The sequence below is a fragment of the Streptomyces albipurpureus genome (assembly GCF_023701525.1).
GTDB classification, from domain to species: Bacteria; Actinomycetota; Actinomycetes; order Streptomycetales; family Streptomycetaceae; genus Streptomyces; species Streptomyces albipurpureus.
Map to the genome: position 1 here is coordinate 84,087 of NZ_JAMQAW010000036.1, position 19,767 is coordinate 103,853.

Genomic DNA, 19,767 nt, shown 5'->3' on the forward strand with positions numbered 1-19,767 from the left:
GCGGACCGGACGGGATGCCCCGTTAGGGTGGTTGGTCAGCCGTCCACCCTGCCCTGGAGGTGTTTCACCACGTGACCGTGCTCACGCCGTCCGCTCTGTCGGCCGCCGATCCGTCGGCGCCACCATCGGCCCCGGTCTCTTTCGACGAGGCGGCCAAGCAGGCGGGGGATGCTGCCGGCTGGGTGGAGCAGAACTGGTCCACCTGGCTGAACACCAGCCTCCGTATCGCCCTGATCATCGTCATCGCGGTGGTGTTGCGGATGGTGGTGCGCCGCGCGCTGACCCGGTTGATAGCTCGGATGAACCGTTCCGCCCAGGCGGTGGAGGGCACGGCGCTCGGCGGGTTGCTGGTCAACGCGGAGCGTCGGCGCCAGCGCTCAGAGGCCATTGGTTCGGTCCTCAGGTCGGTGGCGTCGTTTCTGATCCTCGGCACCGCGGGCCTGATGATCCTCGGCGCTTTCAAGATCAATCTGGCTCCGCTGCTGGCCTCCGCCGGGGTCGCGGGCGTGGCCATCGGCTTCGGCGCGCGCAACCTGGTCACCGACTTCCTCTCCGGAGTCTTCATGATCATGGAAGATCAGTACGGGGTCGGTGACTCGGTCGACGCGGGTGTCGCCTCGGGCGAGGTCATCGAGGTCGGGCTGCGGGTCACCAAGCTGCGGGGTGACGACGGCGAGATCTGGTACGTGCGCAACGGAGAGATCAAGCGGATCGGCAACCTCAGCCAGGGCTGGGCGACCGCAACGGTCGATGTGGCGATAAGGCCCTCCGAGAACCTGGACCGGGTCCGCTCGGTGATCGGCGAGGTAGCGGACGGACTGGCGAAGGCCGAGCCGTGGAACGAGCAACTGTGGGGCCCGGTGGAAACGCTGGGGCTGACCGAGGTGCTCCTGGACTCGATGACGATCCGGGTGGCCGCGAAGACCATGCCGGGCAAGGCGCTCGGGGTGGAGCGGGAACTGCGCTGGCGCATCAAGCACGCGTTCGATGCGGCGGGCATCCGTATCGTCGGTGGTCTGCCGCTGGCCGTGGAGGAGACCACGGGCGCGGATCCAGCCGCTGCGGTCGCGCCGCCTTCCGCCATGGCGAACCCCCTGTCGCCTCAGTCCATGGCCGCCTCGCCCATACCGCCGCCGGCCAACCTGACGAAGTAGTTGTGGCGGCTGCGGCCATCGCAGCGCGCTAACGATGCCAGAGTCCGCGCTCTCCACAGCCGTGGACAGCCGTGCCCCTTTGAGGCATGAGGCCATCGCCTTCCGACCGGTCCCGGCGCGGGAGCCGCGCCCCCCGTCCCCCCGGTTCCGCGCCAGCGACATACGCGCAACTCCAGCAGCTTCGCCACCTGTCCACCGGGAGACCCCCGGCCGGGGCAGGCAGTAGGGCACGCGCCTCAGGGCCCGTGCCCTACCGCGTTGGGGCGACTGTCCGCACTCAGGACGCGGCGGTTCACCGGCTGGACGAATCGGAGCTCGGCGAGGCCGTGAGCGGGCGGGAAAAGGTCCGAGCCGCCCGGATGTTCCCCGTTCGGGAGTCGGCCCGGGGAGCCTTAGATAACGGATTGATTGCCACACAGACGACCCCATTGACGCACGCCCCACGCGCCCCTAGTTTCCTCACCGGATAGGAAACCTTACTAACAATCTATACATATAGGCAGCAGCCGAAGGGAAAGGTGCATTCGCCGTGGCCGGACCTCCCGGAACCACTCCCGGCACCCCGCGTGTGCTTCGCGCGATGAACGACCGTGCGGCCCTTGATCTCCTCCTCGAACACGGCCCCTTGTCCCGCACCAAAATCGGAAAGCTCACCGGCCTCTCCAAGCCCACCGCCTCCCAGCTGCTGGCCCGACTGGAGGCAGCGGGGCTCGTCGTGGCCACCGGCACCACAGCCGGGCTCCCCGGCCCCAGTGCTCAGCTGTACACGGTCAATGCCCGTGCCGCCTTCGCCGCCGCCCTTGATGTCACCCCGCTGCGTATCCGCGCCGCCGTCGCCAATCTGACCGGTGAGGTGGTGAGCGAGTTCGAGCTGCCGACCCCGGGCCGCCGTACCGTCAGCGTCGTGGGGCAGGTCGCCGATGCCCTCGATGGAGCGGTGAAGGGCGCCGGACTCACCCGAAGCGACATCCATCGGGCCGTCATCGGCACCCCGGGGGCGTTTGACCCCTCCACCGGCCGGCTGCGGTACGCCTCCCATCTGCCCGGCTGGCACTCCCCCGCCCTCCTCGATGAGCTCGCCGCCGAACTGCCCATGCCCGTCGAGTACGAGAACGACGTCAATCTCGTCGCCGTGGCGGAGCAGCGGCTCGGCGCCGGCCAGGGCCATGAGAACTTCATGCTGCTGTGGAACGAGGAAGGCCTGGGCGCCGCCGTGGTCATCGGTGGCCGGCTCCACCGCGGTTTCACCGGAGGCGCGGGCGAGGTCGGTTTTCTACCGGTGCCGGGCACTCCGCTGGTCCGCCGGGTCATCAAGGCGAACAGCGGGGGCTTCCAGGAACTGGCGGGGGCGCAGTCACTGCCCCGGCTGGCCCGGGAGCTCGGCGTCAAGGACATCGGCCAGGGCCACTACACCGATGTCGCGAGCGCACTGGTGGCACGGGCCGCTGAGGCCCGCTCGGGCCCCTATCGGGACTTCCTCAAGGCCTATGCGACCGCGTTGGCCACCGGTCTCGCCTCCATGGTCGCCCTCCTCGACCCCGAACTCATCGTGCTGTCCGGCGAGGCCATCGCAGCCGGCGGGGAGCCGCTGCGCGCTCGGGTGCAGACGGAACTGTCCGAGCTCGCGGCGTCCCGGCCGCGACTGGTACTCGGCGCCGTACGCGAACGTCCCGTGCTGCGCGGGGCGTTGGAGAGCGCCCTGGCAACCACCCGGGACGAAGTCTTCGACACCTCTCGATGAGGGGCCGCTCAACCCCTCATCACCGCTTCTTCACCCATTGATCGCGGCTCTCCCCGGCCGGTCCGTACGGCTCGTTCACGGAGACCGCTCAGGTGTCGGGTCAGCCGACACGGTCCCCCGGACAGCAACTCCCGTACCGCTCAGAGAAACAGACAGGCACCGCTCAGAGAACAGACAGGCACCACTCGTCCCTCTACCCCACACAGGGAGACACCGCCATGTCCACACGCACGCGCAAAGCAGCAGCAACCCTCGCCGCGACCGCGGCCATCGCCCTCCTCGCCACCGCCTGCACGGGCTCGGCGGAGAACGAGGCCGAGGACGACCCCAAGGCGAACACCACACTCACCTTCTGGCACGGCTGGTCGGCTCCGAGCGAGGTCAAGGCGATCCAGGAGAACGTCAAGCGCTTCGAAGCCGCACACAAGAACATCAAGGTGAAGATCGTCGGCAATATGACCGACGACAAGATCAATCAAGCGCTGCGCGCGGGCGGTTCCAGCGCCCCGGATGTCGTCTCGTCCTTCTCCACCACCACCGTCGGCCAATTCTGCTCTTCGGGCGCTTTCGTCGATCTCAACTCGTATCTGAAGAAGTCGAAGATCGACCCGACGAAGGTCTTCCACAAGCCGCTGCTCGACTACACGCAATTCGACGGTAACCAGTGCACGCTACCGCTGCTGAGCGACGCCTACGGCCTCTACTACAACAAGGACGCCTTCAAGGCAGCGGGGATCACCGAGCCACCGAAGACCTGGAGCGAGCTCACCGAGATCGCCCAGAAACTGACCAAGCCCAAGGGCGCGGGTTTCGAGCAGCTCGGCTTTATGCCGAACTACCACGGCTATGAGACCTCCACCTCGCACTACCTCTCCCAGTGGTCACCGACCTACTTCGACGCGGCGGGCAAGTCGAACATCGCCAAGGACCCGGCCTTCGCGCGCATGATGACCTACCAGAAGGGTCTCGTGGACAAGCTGGGCGGCTATGCGAAGTTGGAGAAGTACCGCAACACCTTCGGTGATGAATGGGGTGCCAAGCACCCCTTCCACACCGGTCAGGTAGCCATGCAGCTCGACGGCGAGTGGCGGCTGGGAATGGCGAAGGACGCGGGGGTGAAGTTCGAGATCGGCACCGCTCCACTGCCCGTGGCGGATGACCAGATAGCCGACTACGGCAAGGGGTACCTCGCCGGCACGATCGTGGGGATCGCCTCCACCAGCAAGAAGAAGAACGCCGCGTGGGAGCTGGTGAAGTACATGACCACGGACACCGCCGCGGTCGTGGCCTTCTCCAACGGAATCCGCAATGTGCCCTCGACGATCGAGGCACTCAAGTCGCCCGACCTCAAGATCGACCCGGCGTTCAAGACCTTCGTCGACATCGCCCAGCACCCCAAGTCCAACACCAGCCCGGCCAATATCGACGGCGGCTCGTACCACACCACCCTCTCCGACCTCGCCTACCAGTACGAGGCGGGCAGGGTGAAGGATCTGCAGGCCGGTCTGGAAAAGGCGGCCAAGCAGATCGACACCGACATCGCGAAGCTGAAGTGAGCGGGTCCGAACCGCGATGACCACGTACACCCTGCGTTCGAAGCGCCGCCGTGCGGCGCTTCGAACCGCGGCCTTCCTCTCGCCCTGGTTGATCGGCTTCAGCGTCTTCTTCGCCTATCCGCTGATCTCGACCGTGTACTTCTCCTTCATGAAGTACGACGGCATCCGTCCGCCCGTCTTCGATGGGCTGGACAACTGGACCTATGTCTTCAACGACTACCCGATGTTCTGGCCCGCGGTTCGGAACACCCTGTGGCTGGTGCTGGTGATGGTCACCTGCCGAGTCGCCTTCGGGCTCGGCGTGGGACTTCTCATCACCAAGATCAAGACGGGTGCCGGTGTCTTCCGCACCCTCTTCTACCTGCCCTATCTCGCCCCGCCGGTCGCCGCCACACTCGCCTTCGTCTTTCTGCTCAACCCCGGAACAGGACCGGTCAATTCGATCCTGGAATCGGTCGGAATCTCGGCGCCCGGCTGGTTCACCGATCCCACCTGGTCCAAACCGGCACTCACCGCGCTGGCCGTCTGGGGCGTCGGCGATCTGATGGTGATCTTCATGGCGGCGCTGCTCGACGTACCCAAGGAGCAGTACGAGGCATCGAAGCTGGACGGGGCCTCGTCCTGGCAGCAGTTCCGTTTCATCACCCTGCCGAACATCTCACCCATCGTGCTGTTCGCGGTCGTCACGGGCGTGATCCAGGCAATGCAGTACTACACCCAGCCACTTGTCGCCGGGAAAGTGGCATCGGGAGTGATCGGCGGCAGCGGGCAGCAGTTCGAGCCGGGCTATCCCGAGAAATCGACCCTGACCCTGCCGCAGATCATCTACAACGCCGGATTCCAACGCTTCGACTACGGGGCGGCTGCCGTGATCGCCGTCGTCCTCTTCGCGCTTTCGATGGTCTTCACCGCGTTCTTGATGCGCAGCCGAGGCGGACTCATCCGGGTGGGTGACTGAATCATGACCACAACACTCGACAAGCCTTCCAAGCCCACGGCAAAAGCACCGAGGACCGCCGCACACCGCACTGCCCGCCGCAAGGCCCTGCTGCACTGGATCGCGGTGCATTCCCTCGGCGTGGCCGCAGCGCTGTTCTTCGTCCTCCCGTTCGTCTTCATCTTCCTGACATCGCTGATGGGCGGCCAGCAGACGCTCACCCGGGATCTCATTCCGACGACCTGGGAGTGGGGCAACTACGCCAAGGTGTTCGACACCCCGGGCTTTCTCACCTGGTGGAAGAACACCCTGCTGTACGCCGGCTTGGGAACCGTCCTCACGGTTGTCTCCTCGATTCCCGTGGCCTACGCACTCGCCAAGTTCCGATTCCGCGGACAGCGGCTGGCCATGATGCTGGTCATCTCGATGATGATGCTGCCACCCCAGGTGATCATCATCCCGATGTACCTCTTCTGGGCCAAGGAGTTGGACCTGGCGGGAAGCCTCTGGCCACTCATCATCCCGATGGCGTTCGGGGATGCCTTCGCCATCTTCCTGTTGCGGCAGTTCCTGCTCACCATTCCCGGTGAGTATCTGGACTCCGCACGGGTAGACGGCTGTGGCGAGCTGCGCATTCTCCTTCGAGTGGTGCTCCCCATGGCCAAACCGGGAATCGCCGCGGTGGCTCTGTTCCAGTTCTTCTTCGCCTGGAACGACTACTTCGGCCCGCAGATCTACGCATCGGAGAACCCGGCCGCTTGGACGCTCAGTTACGGCCTTGAGTCGTTCAAGGGAGCGCACCATACCGACTGGAACCTCACGATGGCCGCGACCATTCTGGTCATGGCCCCCGTGATCCTCGTGTTCTTCTTCGCGCAGAAAGCGTTTGTTGAGGGTGTCACACTGACCGGAGTGAAAGGCTAGACGTTTTGATGAAGCTCGCAGTCGTTGGTGGCGGGTCCACCTATACACCCGAGTTGATTGACGGGTTCGCCAGGCTGAGGGACACCCTCCCGATCAGCGAGCTGGTCCTGATCGACCCTGACGCGGAACGCCTGGAACTCGTCGGCGGCCTGGCCCGGCGGATCTTCGCGCGGCAGGGCCATGCGGGAACGATCACCACCACCACGGATACGGACGCGGGCGTCGCCGATGCCGACGCGGTGCTCCTCCAGCTCCGCGTCGGCGGCCAGGCCGCGCGCCAGCAGGACGAGACCTGGCCACTGGAATGCGGTTGCATCGGCCAGGAGACCACTGGGGCGGGCGGTCTGGCCAAGGCGCTCCGCACGGTTCCCGTCGTCCTCGACATCGCCGAGCGGGTGCGCCGCACCAACCCGAACGCCTGGATCATCGACTTCACCAACCCCGTCGGCATCGTGACCAGGGCGCTGCTCCAGGCCGGCCACAAGGCCGTTGGGCTATGCAATGTCGCCATCGGATTCCAGCGCAAATTCGCCGCGCTGCTCGACACCGCGCCCGGCGACATCCATCTGGACCACGTCGGACTCAACCATCTGACCTGGGAGACCGGGGTGCGGGTGGGCGGTCCCCAGGGCGCGGACGTACTGCCCAAGCTGCTGGCCGAACACGGCGACGCGATCGCCGGGGATCTCCGGCTGCCGCGTCAGCTGCTCGACCGGCTCGGCGTCGTACCGTCGTACTACCTGCGCTACTTCTACGGCCACGACGAGGTCGTACGCGAGCTCGCGACCAAACCGTCACGGGCCGCCGAGGTCGCCGAGATGGAACGGCAACTGCTCACGATGTACGCGGACCCGCAGCTGGACACCAAGCCCGAACTGCTCGCCAAACGCGGTGGAGCCTTCTACTCGGAGGCCGCCGTCGACCTCGCGGCGGCGCTGCTCGGTGGCGGCGGCAGCCCCCACCAGGTGGTGAACACCCTGAACAACGGAACACTGCCCTTCCTCCCCGATGACGCCGTGATCGAGGTACAGGCGGCAGTCGGTGCGCAGGGGGCCGTACCCCTGCCCGTACCGGAGCTCGATCCGCTGTACTCCGGGCTGATCGCACAGGTGACGGCCTATGAGCGGCTGGCCCTGGACGCCGCACTGCACGGCGGGCGGGAACGCGTCTTCCGCACGCTGCTGTCGCATCCCCTGATCGGGCAGTACGAGTACGCCGAGGCGCTCACCGGCAAGCTGATCGCGCACAACCGGGAGCACCTGGCGTGGGCGTGATCGCTGCGGGGTCCGACACCGCGACCTCCTCCGTCCTCGCCATCGACGCGGGCAACAGCAAGACCGATCTGGCCTTCGTCGGGGTGGACGGTTCGGTACTCGCGACCGCGCGGGTAGGTGGCTTCCAGCCGCCGACGACCGGTATCGACGCGGCACTCGACATGCTGGGCACCGCGGTCGAGGGCGCCCTGGCGGACGCCCGCTCGCGGGGCGCGGCCATTGGCGAGGTCGAGCATGTCTCGGCGTGTCTCGCCAACGCAGACCTTCCGGTGGAGGAGCGGGAACTGACCGAAGCCATCCTCAGCCGTGGCTGGGCACGCACGGCCGAGGTGCGCAACGACACCTTCGCGGTGCTCCGCGCGGGTGTGGACGAGCCGCTGGGCGTGGCCGTGGTGTGCGGTGCGGGCATCAACTGCGTGGGCATGCTCCCCGACGGCCGTACCGCACGGTTCCCGGCGATCGGGAAGATCTCCGGGGACTGGGGTGGTGGCGGCGGGCTCTCCGATGAAGCGATGTGGCATGCGGCACGGGCGGAGGACGGTCGCGGCGAACCGACGGAACTAGCCCGAACGCTTCCGCGCCACTTCGGTCTGGACTCGATGTACGCACTGATCGAGGCATTCCATCTGGGGCGGATCCCGGTGGAACGCAGACATGAGATGGCTCCCGTCCTCTTCGCCACCAGTATCGCGGGGGACCCCGTGGCACGTTCCCTGGTACGTCGGCAGGCGGAGGAAGTCGTCGCCATGTCGACGGTGGCCCTGGAGAAGCTAGGCCTACTGGACGAGAGGGTTCCGGTCTTGCTGGGCGGAGGCGTACTGGCTGCCCGGCATCCGGAGTTGGACGAGCAGATCGTCGCACTGCTCGCGGCGAAGGCCCCGAAGGCCGTGATCAGGGTGGTGACGGCTCCACCGGTACTGGGAGCCGCGCTGCTCGGTCTCGACCGTCTGGGAGCTCCAGCAGCGGCCCGGGCCAAGCTGCGCGCCTACTACATCTAGGGGGCGGACAGGGGGCGCCCCGGCGCCTCGCGGCACGGAAGGCGCACCCGCCCGGTGCTTCTCCACGAGTACACGACGGGCCCAGGCGTGCCGTGCTACGTACAGGTCGTCGGGGGCGATGCAGTGGTGACGTGGTGGTGATGCGGTCCGTGTGTCTGACCCGACTGGAGGGCAGGCACACGGGCTTTCGTCGTACGCGGTGCTCACCGCAGGTCAGGGCGCGGAGCAGTGCTCACCGATGGCTCGGCCCGGTGATGATCGGGGCGGGCCTGCTTTCCAGTGCTCAGCGGCCTGCTCGTTTCCGGTGCCGGTGCCTGGCCGCCGGGGCGCCGCCGAAGCCGCTGCCGAGGGCGGGGAGTCGGGGCTTGAGCGGACGGCTCCGGGGTATGGGGTCCGGGTCGGGGTTCAGACCCGGGAGCGGAGGCACAGGCTCCCCCTCACAGCGCTGGCGCCCGGAGCTGCCGGTCTCCGCGCTATCGGGCGAGGCTGCGGGGGTGAAGTCTGTGGGGATGAAGCCTGTGGGGGCGCCGGATCCCGGGGGTCGGAGACAGCGGTTCATCAGGAAGCGGGGAGAGGTTCGGTCGGGTTCCCGCGGTTCGAGAGAGCGCCCGCACGCCCCGTCAGATGCGCACAGCGCAGGAACGGACAGCGGAAACCGCGGGGATGAGGAGGCGCCAGGGGGCGCGGACTGTCGGTCACGCCCCCATCAGTGCGCTGGAAAGGGGAACCGATCAAGGTCCTGAAGCGTATTCAGGAGGAGGAACCACAGCTGATCGGACTCAACGGTCCCATTGCCACAGGCTCAAGATCCAGTCAATCTAGCTGTGTTTGTCCGTCATCGCGGCCATACTCTGGCCAGGGGACATCCTCCGACCCGCTGGGGAGCGGGCCGATGTCAGCGACCGAGGGGGAGGTCAGGTGACACAGCTGCAAACCGGGCAGCCCGTGCCCGTGCATTCGGCTCCGACGTCCACGCCGACGCCCACGCCCGCGCAGCCGCCTGGGACCGCTCTGGGACTTCCACCGTCTGGTGGGTCACCGGTGCCCCGCGGTGCCCTGGCGGACGCGGCGGACCGGGTCCGTTCCGCCGCCACGACCGAGCCGGGACGGCTGAGGATCATCGGGGCCGTGTTGGCCGCGCTGGTCGTCGTCTTCGGCACGGTCACCGCGTTCGAGATCACCGACCGAGCCTCGGCGGCTGATGACGTCGTCAGCCGCAGCCAACCGTTGAGCGCGGATGCCGCGTCCGTATACCGCTCGCTGGCCGACGCGGACACCGCGGCGTCCAGTGGGTTCCTGGCCGGCTCGGGTGCTGAGCCCGCTGGGGTGCGCGAGCGGTATGAGAAGGACATCAGCCTCGCCTCGCAACTGCTGATCAAGGCCGCCACCCACACGGACAGTTCCAGCGAGTCCGGCCGCCAGATAGCCACATTGAACGAACAGCTCCCGCTCTACACCGGGCGGGTAGAGACAGCCCGTACCTACAACCGGCAAGGGTTGCCCCTCGGTGGAGCGTACCTGCGATTCGCCAACGAGCAGATGAGCAAGGTGCTGCTACCCGCAGCTCAGAAGCTCTACGACGCGGAGAGCTCCCGGCTCGACCGGGACGACGAGGACGCCCGCTTCTGGCCGATACTCTCCATCGCGCTCGGGCTGCTGGCCCTCGGAGCGCTCGGCTGGGCCCAACACCGCAGCTACCGTCGGACCAATCGCGTCTTCAACCACGGCCTGTTGGCCGCCACCGCCGCCGCCACGGTCGTCCTGCTCTGGCTCGCGGTCGGGCACACAGTGGCCCGCTCCCAGCTGGACGAGGCCCGGGAGCACGGTCAGAAGTCGCTGAAGGTGCTCAACGACGCCAGGATCAGCTCCCTCAAGGCCCGAGCCAATGAGAACCTCACCCTGGTCGCGCGGGGCGCGGTACTCACCGATGACGGCAAGCGTGACAAGTACGAATCGGAGTACGGCGCGGGGATGCTCAAGCTCAGCGATGGGCTGGGCAGGGCGGAGACGCTCGCGGACGACGACGAGGGACGCGACCCCGTCAAGGCCGCTGCGACGAGCGTCGCCGAGTGGCAGCTCCGGCACCGGGCGGCCAGTACCACCGACAAGTCCGGCGACTACGACGGCGCGCTGGACAAGGTCATCGGTGCGAAGGACTCGACCGGGGAGTCGTTCGATCAGGTGGACGCGGCTTTGGCGAAGGCGCTGGCGCATGAGCAGCGAGAGTTCACCCGGGCCGCCCGCGCTGGACGGGACGCGCTGGGCGGCCTTCCGTTGGGCGCGGCCGCGCTGGGTGTGCTGGGTGCGGCAGGCGCGATCCTCGGCATCAACCGCAGGCTTTCGGAGTACCGGTGAGAGGGGGCGTGATGCCGGACGACGAGACCGGGTCAGGGACCGAGTCCCAGGCAGCGGCGGGAGCCGGGGCACGGGCCGGTGCTGAGCCAGCCGCGGGCAGCGCGGCCAGGCGGGAGAGTCGCGCTCGGCTCGACCCGCGCGCCTCGCGGCTCAGGGGCAGAGTGAGCTTCCGGGGCTGGGGTGGTGTCGCCGGCATGGCCACGGCCTGTGTGCTGACGGCCGTGGGCACCTTGCTGCCGCTCTCCCAAGGGGCGGTCTCACACCTTCCGGCGACGGGTCACAGCATCTCCATGGTGGAGCCGGCGAAGGCCGACGCCTGCACCAGCCCGGAGGCGTCCCTGACCCCGTCCTCAGCGGATGGACCCAACATCCTGGCGATCAAGAAGCGCGGGAAGCTGATCGTCGGTGTCGACCAGAACAGCTACCGCTGGGGGTACCGCGATCCGGCGACCGGTTCACTCAAGGGCTTCGACATCGATCTGGCCCGTGCCATCGCCGAGGACATCCTCGGAAAGCCGGACGCGGTGATCTTCCGTGCCATACCCACCAACCAGCGCATCCCCGCGCTGAACAACGGCACGGTGGACATCGTGGTGCGGACGATGACGATCAACTGCGCCCGGATCAAGCAGGTCGCCTTCTCCACCGCCTACTTCCAGGCCGGACAGCAGGTCCTCGCCCCCAAGACCTCCAAGATCACGGGGTACAACGCCTCACTCAAGGGCAAGAGGGTCTGCTCGGCCGAGGGTTCGACGGCCTACGAAGAACTGGAGAAGAACTCATTCGGGGCGATCTTCAAGGACAAGCACGACGGAAAGCCCGCTGACGACGACGTTCTCACGGTCTCCAACCAGCTGGACTGCCTGGTACGGCTGCAGGAGGGACTGGTCGACGCGGTCGTCACGGACAACGCCCTCGCCGCGGGTCAGGCGGCACAGGACCCTACCGTGGAGCTCAAGGGCGGCAAGCCCTTCACCACCGAGTTCTACGGAGTGGCGACCAAACTCGGCAAGGACGATGTGGTCCGCCGGGTGAACCAGGTACTGGAGGAGTACCGACAGACCGCGTGGAAGGCCGCTTACCAGGATTGGTTGGCGGACGATCTGCCCGGGATATCCGGGCCGCCCGCACCCAAGTACCGGGACGGCTAGGCGGATAGCCCGGATAGACGGCCCAACGTCTGGGTCGCCTGGAGCCAAGGGGTGGCAACCCGGCCGGGGTAGCCGCGCGGAGACCGGGCGGTCAACGCCGACCGGTTCCGTCGCTGGCACGCCGACCGGACCGTGCCCCGGTGACAGCGGCAGGTAGGACCCGTTTCGGAGAGCGGCGACATCGCGACGGGGTTGCGGTGCGGCAGCGGGACGGGAGTGCAGGAGCCGTGCGACAACGCCCGGCTGACCGACGAAAGAGGTGATCGATGGGCGCCGCGGGACCGTTCGCCGGCTCCGGGAAAGCTCCCGGGCCGCCGATGGACCGGGACGAGGTGGACCGCGCGCTGGCGCGGCTCGGAGCCGAGTACGAGGCGATCGAGACCTCTTTGCTGGCCCTCCAGGACCACGCGGGGCGCAGACTCCTCGAAGGTGCCGAGCTCACCGGTGTCACCAAGGACCGCTGGGCCGCCACCGAGCAGTCCATCACCGTGCTCTGGGGATATTTCGAAGCGTACAGCTCCGCCCTCACCAGCGCCCGGGAGCTGCGCGCACGTCGCCGTTGGTCGAGCCGTGAGGACTTGGTGGAGCTCACCGACCGACTCCGCGGGGCCAGCGTGACCGTGGCCAACCCCACCGCGCAGCTGACCTCCTCGATCACCGGCCCCGCCAAGCTCTCCGAGCAGTTCAGCCTGGAAGAGCTCGTCGCCCGGATGAATGACCTCTACGCCCGCTCCCTGGACATGGTCGTCACAGCCGATGCGGTCTGGTCGGCCCTACCCGCCCGTATCGATCTGCTCTCCGCCGAGCTTCAGCGCACCCGCTCGCTGGCGCACTCCGTCGGCGTGCGACCGGGCGAACACCCCTCCGGGGACGAACTGGAGTCCATCACCCATGAGCTGACCACGCTCCGCGCCCAAGTGATCTCCGACCCCATGGCGTTCTGGCGGCCCGCTCCAGGATCGTCCGCACCGGGCGGCGGACGACCGGACACCGACCGCTATGACCGTTCTGCCCGCGCCCTGCAGGACATCAGGGGTGAGATAGACGCGGTACTGCGGGTCCGCCAGGACTCCGAGGAGCGGCTGATCAGGCTGCGGGACGTGCTCTCGCGCGCCGATCGCACCCTCACCGCGGCACGCTCAGCGCGAGGGGAGGTGCTGGCGAAGATCGCCGCCTCGGAGGTGCCCGCAGTCAGCGGGCCGGCCACCGCCCTGCAGGAGCGGCTCGCGACCGCCGCCGAGTACCGCCGTCACTCCCAGTGGCATCGGCTCTCCCCCCTGCTGGAACTGCTGGAGCGAGAGGCCGAGGACGAACTGCTCCGCGCCCGTGAGTCCCTGACCGCGGTAACCGCCCCGCTCGCGGTCCGGGCGGAGCTGCGCGGCAGATTGGACGCTTACAAGGCCAAGGTGGCCCGCCACGGCTTCGCGGAGGACCCGCTGCTCATCGAGCGCTATGACGCCGCGCGAAGAATGCTGTGGAGCGCGCCGTGTGATCTACGGGTCGCCGAGCACGCGGTGCTGCGCTACCAGCAGGCCGCGGCTGAGGCGTTGACCCAGCGGGAGCCCGGCCCGTCGGGCCCCACGGACCGCGGAGGGTATTAGATGAGCACGCGGACGGAGGAGTCATGAACGAGGGGACGAACTGCCAGCGCCCCGGCTGTGAGGGCAGCTACGAAGACATGGGCGGCGGCGAGCTGTACTGCGACACCTGCGGCCTTGCGCCGGTGGTCGCCGCGAGTCGTTCCGGCACCGGAGCCGGCGCCTCGGCCGGTGAGGGCCCGGACGGCAGCGGTCGCAGCAGCTCATCCGTACGCAACAGCTCCCGATCCTCCCGGGCTTCGTCACGTTCCTCGACATCGCGCCGATCCGTCTCAGGGCGGCTGTCGCGGTCGCTGACCGGGGCCAGTACCACATCGCAGTCGATCTCGGTGCGTAGCTCAGGCACCTCCAGCGGTGCGTCCGGCCGCAACCGACTGGGCGCCGGGCTGGTGGTGGTGCCTGAGGTGCCACGCCCCGATCCACGCTCCGCGGTGATGAGCGAGCCCGAGGTCCCCGAGCGCAAGCGGTTCTGCTCCCGTTCCGAGTGCGGTGCGCCCGTGGGCCGTTCGCGCGGTGGTATCCCCGGCCGTACCGAGGGCTTCTGCACCTCCTGCGGCCATCCCTACTCCTTTGTGCCGAAGCTCGCGCCCGGTGACATCGTGCGCGGACAGTACGAGGTGGTGGGATGCCTGGCCCACGGCGGGCTGGGATGGGTCTATCTGGCGGTGGACCGTGCGGTCTCCGACCGATGGGTGGTGCTCAAGGGCCTACTGGACACCGGCGACCAGGACGCCATGGCCGCGGCCATCTCCGAGCGTCGCTTCCTCGCCGAGATCGAGCACTCCAACATCGTCCGCATCTACAACTTCGTCGAACACCTCGACCAGCGGACCGGCTCGCTCGACGGCTACATCGTCATGGAGTACGTCGGCGGCAAGTCGCTCAAGGAACTGGCGAACGACCGGCGGGACGCCGCCGGTAAGCGGGACCCACTGCCGGTGGAGCAGGCCTGTGCCTATGGGATCGAGGCGCTGGAGGCCCTTGGCCACCTCCACAGCAGAAACCTGCTGTACTGCGACTTCAAGGTCGACAACGCCATTCAGCAGCAGGACCAGCTCAAGCTGATCGACATGGGCGCGGTCCGGCGAATGGACGATGACGAGTCCGCGATCTACGGGACGGTCGGGTACCAGGCCCCGGAGGTCGCGGACGTCGGTCCGTCCGTCGCATCCGATCTCTACACCGTCGCCCGGACACTGGCCGTACTGTCCTTTGACTTCCAGGGCTATACGAACGTGTTCGTGGACTCCCTGCCGGACCCGGAGAACATCCAGGTCTTCCGAACCTACGAGTCGTTCTACCGGCTACTGGTACGGGCCACGGACCCGGACCCGGCCCGGAGGTTCTCCTCTGCCCAGGAGATGGCGGAGCAGCTGACCGGAGTCCTCAGGGAGGTCGTCGCGATCCAGACCGGCCGCCCCCGCCCATCGCTGTCCACCCTCTTCGGCACCGAAGTACGGGTGACCGATGCGGAGTTGTTCGCCGAGCTGGACGCGGATGTGTCCACCCTCGGCGCACGGGCTCCGGGGCGGGGCGCCAAGGCCGCTGGCCTGGCCGCCATTGCGCCGCAGCTGAGCCTTGGGGTCCCCGGGGGGAGTACGGCCGGAAGCGGAGCAGCACCGGGCGGCTCGCCGGCCGGCGCTGGCGCTCTGAGTGCTTCCGGCGGACCGGTGGGAGCCGTCCTGGGCAGTTCGGCCAAGACGGCGGCCGGAGCACGCCTGGCACCGCATCTGGTCCAGCTCGACACCCGGGCGGTGTCCCTCGCCCTGCCCGTCCCGCGGGTGGACCCCGGGGACCCCAACGCCGGATTCCTGGCGGGCCTGATGACCTCGGCACCCGCCGAGCTGATCGCCGCGCTGCGCGCCGCCCCGGGGGCATCCCCCGAGACCCGGCTGCGCGAACTGCGCGCCCAACTGGAGATGGGCGACCTCGGCTCCGCCACGACAGCGCTGCAGACCCTGGAGACCGAACACGCCGACGATTGGCGGGTGGTCTGGTATCGCGGTCTGACCTCTTTGGTGACCGGGGACAGAGCGGCGGCCGCGCTCTCCTTCGACGCGATCTACGACGCGTTCCCAGGAGAGCCCGCGCCCAAGCTCGCCCTCGGTGTGTGCGCCGAGGTGCTGGGTCAACTGGACAATGCCGCGGAGTACTACCGTCTGGTGTGGACGACCGATCCCAGCTATGTCAGCGCCGCCTTCGGGCTGGCCCGGGTGCAACTCGCGGCGGGCGACCGAGCCGGGGCCGTGCGCACCTTGGAGTCGGTGCCGGAGGTGTCCATCCACTACACGGCGGCCCGGGTGGCCGCGGTACGGGCACGGCTGCGACGGCGAGCCGCACAGGACCCGCTCCTTGCCGACCTGGCCGCCGCCGCCGCGCAGGTGGACGCCCTGAAGGAGTTCGGCTTGGACGCCGTACGGCGCGAGCAGTTGTCCACAGAGGTACTCGGTACGGCGCTGGACTGGGTACTCTCCGGTAGTCCCGGAGCATCGCAGCCCGTACCGGACCCGTCGAGCACACCAAGGCCCGGCAGCGCGCCCGCCGCGCGGCCCGCGCCGACCGAGTTGCTCGGCAGTGCACTGGATGAGCGCGGACTGCGCTTCGGGCTGGAACGCTCGTTCCGGGTGCTCGCCCGGCTCGCCCAGCGGGGCGAGGAGCGGATGGACCTGGTGGAGCGTGCCAACCGCTTCCGCCCCCGGACGTGGGTGTGATCGATGTCGTCGCAGATGCATCAGTCGGCCGCAGGGCCGTCGTGCCCCGGCTGCACGGAACCGCTGGAAGAAGGGGACCGCTTCTGCGGAGCGTGCGGACTTGAGCTGTCCGCCGGGCCGGCGCCAGCGGGGCGCGACCGCCCCACACTCGCCATGGGTGTACCGGTCACGCCCGGCGCCTGGCCATCCGCCAGCGGTGTGGACAGCTCGGGCGTTCCGCCACGAGTGCAGCATCCCGGTGAACTGCCGGGCCTGGACTCCCGTGGGGCTCAGTTGCCGCTCTCCGGCGCACAGCCGCAAGGCATCACGGGAGATCCCCAGGCAGGCGCCGCGGGAGCGGTCCGCCCTGAAACAGCCACTGGATACGAGAACGCGGCCAATCCCTTCGGCGGCGCGTCAGGCGCCCCGGCCGCGGGGGCCGGCCAGGGGCCCCATGGCGTCACCAACCCAGCAGGCCACCCCCCCTTCGGCGACAGCACCGGCGCTCCTTCAGGGGCCTCGGGTGGTTCATCAGGGCCCGCCGTCGGTGGCTTCCCCAGCGGCGGTGGCGCAACCGGTGTCCCCACCCCCCAAGGCCCCCCGTCCCGCCCGGCGCACTACGACACTTCGCCAGGCCCCTCCGGGGTGGCCCCGGGACACGAAGGCGGTGACTTCGGGCTACCGGCCCCGGGGGCTCCCCCGAGCGCTGCCGACCCCCGCACCGTCGCCCCGCCCGCGCCGCCGAGCACCAAGGTGTGCGTGGCGTGCCGTGCTGGCCGGGTAGACACCGACGGCTACTGCGAGAACTGCGGCCACGCACAGCCGCGCGAACGCGATCACATGGAGTTGGAGTTGAGTTCGGTCGCGGCGGTCAGCGACCGCGGGCTGCGCCACCACCGCAATGAGGACGCCTTCGCCATCTCCACCACCGCCCTCCCGGACGGCTCGCCCGCGGTCATCGCGATCGTCTGCGACGGTGTCTCATCGGCCGTCCGTCCCGATGAGGCGTCCATGGCGGCGGCCAGTACCGCCAATGAGCTCCTGCTGACCAGCCTGCCCAGGGGCACCCACCCGCAGCAGGCCATGCATGAGGCGATCGTCGCCGCAGCCGCCGCCGTCAACTCCCTGGCCGGACAGGGCCCTCCGGTCGACCCGTTGGAGCCCGCCCCGCAGCACCAGTTGAACGCCCCCGCCTGCACGATCGTCGGTGCCATCTCCGCCGGTGGTCTTCTGATCATCGGCTGGGTGGGCGACAGCAGGGCGTACTGGGTACCGGACGACCGCAGCACTCCGGCGGCCCGGCTCACCGAGGACGACTCCTGGGCCGCCCAGATGGTCGCTGCGGGACTGATGGGTGAGGACGAGGCCTACGCGGACCAGCGCGCCCACGCCATCACCGGTTGGCTGGGTGCCGATGCCTATGAACTCGACCCGCACACAGCCGCTTTCAAGCCAGATCGCCCTGGCGCCGTGGTGGTCTGCACGGATGGCCTGTGGAACTACGCCGAGGCCGCGGAGGAAATGGCCAGGGTGATCCCCGCGGACGCCGCCGAGCGACCCCTGCACAGCGCCCAAGTGCTGGTCGGACATGCCCTCGACGGCGGGGGCCACGACAACGTAACAGTGGCGATCCTCCCGTTCGCGGTCGAACGGCAAGGGGCAGGATCGCCCTGGACCACCTCGGGCCCGGTATGACGCCCCGTCCACCGCTCCACTGCGATACCGCTATTGAACCGTTAACCGGCGGTACCCGCTCAACCGCAGCAGACGCGCCAGAGGTCATCCGGGTCGCCATGAGAACGCTCCGGTCTCACCGCACCGACCAGAACCGCCTACCCCGAGCCAGCCGACCTCAGCCCAGCCCCCGAACGGGAGCATCACCACCGGTCCTCGCGGCCGGCGAGGACCGCACCACTGACCGAATCTCCCGAGTGGAGTGCTCAAGGAGCCCATCAGATGGCCGTTTTCTCCAAGTCCCAGGTTCCGCAGTTCTCCGTCGAGGTGTATCAGAACGAATTCCTGCCTGAGGGCGGGCGCGAGGTGAACGCGATCGTGACGGTCACCTCCACCGGCGGCGGCACGACCGGAGCCAGACAGCTCACCGGCGCCTCAGCGGCGCCCGGGGCGATACCGGGTCCGGCATCGGGCGGGGCCGTCGTCATCATGGTCGACTGCTCGGGGTCGATGGACTACCCGCCCACCAAGATGCGTAACGCCCGTGACGCGACGTCCGCCGCGATCGACACCCTGCGCGACGGCGTGGAGTTCGCCGTGGTCGCGGGCACCCACCAGGCCGCCGAGGTCTATCCGGGCGGTGGACGGCTGGCGAGCGCGGATGCGCACACCCGTGCTGAGGCAAGGCAGGCGCTCCGTCGGCTCACGGCGGGAGGCGGGACCGCCATCGGCACCTGGCTGCGGCTTTCGGACAGACTTCTCGCCACCGCGCACAGCGGCATCCGGCACGGCATCCTGCTGACCGACGGACGCAACGAGCATGAGACCCCGGAGGAACTGGGCTCCGCGCTCAGCGACGCGGCCGGCCGCTTCACCTGTGACGCGCGTGGAGTCGGCACCGACTGGGAAGTCAAGGAAGTCACCGGTATCGCATCGGCCCTGCTCGGCACCGCCGATATCGTCGCCGACCCAGCCCATCTCGCCGATGACTTCACGGGCATGATGGAAAAGGCGATGGGCAAGGAGATCGCCGATGTGGCGCTCAGGCTCTGGACGCCGGTCGGTGTGGAGATCAAGTTCATCAAGCAGGTAGCCCCCACGGTCGAGGAGCTGACCGGACGACGCACGGAAGCCAATCCGCGGGCCGGGGACTATCCGACCGGCTCCTGGGGCGATGAGTCCCGCGACTATCACGTGTGCGTGGAAGTGCCCCACGCGAGCATCGGCCAGGAGATGCTGGCCGCCCGCGCCTCGTTGATCATTCCGGCGGTGGACGGCGGTACACCGCAGGTGCTGTCCCAGGGATTGGTCCGGGCGGTGTGGACGGACGACATGGCGGCTTCGACATCGATCAACCCGCAGGTCGCGCACTACACCGGCCAGGCCGAACTAGCACAAGTCATCCAACAAGGTCTCGATGCTCGCAAGTCAGGCGATTTCGATGACGCTACGGCGAAATTGGGTCGCGCCGTACAGCTCGCGGCGGCCTCGGGCAATGAGGACACTGCGAAACTCCTTTCGAAGGTGGTGGACGTGGTCGATGTCGCGACGGGTACTGTGCGACTGAAGGCCAAGGTCGCGGATGCCGATGAGATGACCCTCGAAACGCGCTCCACGAAAACGGTGCGCGTGAAGAAGTAGTCGGTGCGCTCGGCGTCCAAGGCACCTACAAGCGACAACACGAAGTGGGACGGCCCTCGGGCCGGACAAGGAGA

The 19,767-nt window shown here is 68.4% G+C and carries 14 protein-coding genes; 13 read left to right on the forward strand and 1 reads right to left on the reverse strand.

Annotated features, from left to right (window positions below; all coding sequences use genetic code 11):
- Positions 1–71: 71 nt before the first annotated feature.
- The 10 genes from NBG84_RS27500 to NBG84_RS27545 all read left to right on the forward strand — a co-directional run bounded on the left by NBG84_RS27500 (position 72) and on the right by NBG84_RS27545 (position 13,691).
- Positions 72–1,154, forward strand: a complete 1,083-nt coding sequence (locus tag NBG84_RS27500; RefSeq protein WP_425608705.1) for a mechanosensitive ion channel family protein — start codon at positions 72–74, stop codon at positions 1,152–1,154.
- A gap of 580 nt (positions 1,155–1,734) precedes the next feature.
- A complete protein-coding gene (locus NBG84_RS27505; protein ID WP_250922311.1) occupies positions 1,735–2,895 on the forward strand; it encodes an ROK family transcriptional regulator in 1,161 nt (386 codons plus the stop codon).
- A 218-nt stretch (positions 2,896–3,113) separates the two neighbouring features.
- Entirely contained in the window at positions 3,114–4,451 is a 1,338-nt protein-coding gene (locus tag NBG84_RS27510; protein ID WP_250922312.1) for an ABC transporter substrate-binding protein, read from the forward strand.
- Positions 4,452–4,467: 16 nt separating this feature from the next.
- Positions 4,468–5,409: a carbohydrate ABC transporter permease gene (locus tag NBG84_RS27515; RefSeq protein ID WP_250922313.1), complete on the forward strand. Its 942-nt coding sequence runs from the start codon at positions 4,468–4,470 to the stop codon at positions 5,407–5,409.
- A gap of 3 nt (positions 5,410–5,412) precedes the next feature.
- Entirely contained in the window at positions 5,413–6,312 is a 900-nt protein-coding gene (locus NBG84_RS27520) for a carbohydrate ABC transporter permease (protein WP_250922314.1), read from the forward strand.
- A gap of 8 nt (positions 6,313–6,320) precedes the next feature.
- Positions 6,321–7,586: a 6-phospho-beta-glucosidase gene (locus NBG84_RS27525; RefSeq protein ID WP_250922315.1), complete on the forward strand. Its 1,266-nt coding sequence runs from the start codon at positions 6,321–6,323 to the stop codon at positions 7,584–7,586.
- Positions 7,577–8,584: an N-acetylglucosamine kinase gene (locus NBG84_RS27530; protein ID WP_250922316.1), complete on the forward strand. Its 1,008-nt coding sequence runs from the start codon at positions 7,577–7,579 to the stop codon at positions 8,582–8,584. Before NBG84_RS27525 ends, NBG84_RS27530 begins: the two co-directional genes overlap by 10 nt.
- Before the next feature lie 918 nt (positions 8,585–9,502).
- Positions 9,503–10,939 (forward strand): hypothetical protein, encoded by a 1,437-nt coding sequence (locus tag NBG84_RS27535; protein ID WP_425608706.1) that lies wholly within the window; start codon positions 9,503–9,505, stop codon positions 10,937–10,939.
- Positions 10,940–10,950: 11 nt separating this feature from the next.
- Positions 10,951–12,090 carry a glutamate ABC transporter substrate-binding protein gene (locus NBG84_RS27540; protein ID WP_425608707.1) on the forward strand — a complete coding sequence of 380 codons (1,140 nt, stop codon included), beginning with the start codon at positions 10,951–10,953 and terminating at the stop codon, positions 12,088–12,090.
- 266 nt (positions 12,091–12,356) lie between these two features.
- On the forward strand, positions 12,357–13,691 hold the full coding sequence (locus NBG84_RS27545; protein WP_250922318.1) for a hypothetical protein: 1,335 nt from the start codon (positions 12,357–12,359) through the stop codon (positions 13,689–13,691).
- A gap of 67 nt (positions 13,692–13,758) precedes the next feature.
- On the opposite strand, the gene NBG84_RS41620 is transcribed toward NBG84_RS27545, so the two are convergent.
- Positions 13,759–14,034 carry a hypothetical protein gene (locus NBG84_RS41620; RefSeq protein WP_425608723.1) on the reverse strand — a complete coding sequence of 92 codons (276 nt, stop codon included), beginning with the start codon at positions 14,032–14,034 and terminating at the stop codon, positions 13,759–13,761.
- Here NBG84_RS41620 and NBG84_RS27550 point away from each other — a divergent pair.
- The 3 genes from NBG84_RS27550 (at position 14,012) to NBG84_RS27560 (ending at position 19,693) form a co-directional block, all read left to right on the forward strand.
- Entirely contained in the window at positions 14,012–16,399 is a 2,388-nt protein-coding gene (locus tag NBG84_RS27550; RefSeq protein ID WP_425608720.1) for a serine/threonine-protein kinase, read from the forward strand. The genes NBG84_RS41620 and NBG84_RS27550 overlap by 23 nt on opposite strands.
- A 153-nt stretch (positions 16,400–16,552) precedes the next feature.
- Positions 16,553–18,073: a PP2C family protein-serine/threonine phosphatase gene (locus NBG84_RS27555; RefSeq protein WP_425608708.1), complete on the forward strand. Its 1,521-nt coding sequence runs from the start codon at positions 16,553–16,555 to the stop codon at positions 18,071–18,073.
- 261 nt (positions 18,074–18,334) lie between these two features.
- A complete protein-coding gene (locus NBG84_RS27560; protein WP_250922321.1) occupies positions 18,335–19,693 on the forward strand; it encodes a vWA domain-containing protein in 1,359 nt (452 codons plus the stop codon).
- Positions 19,694–19,767: the final 74 nt, after the last annotated feature.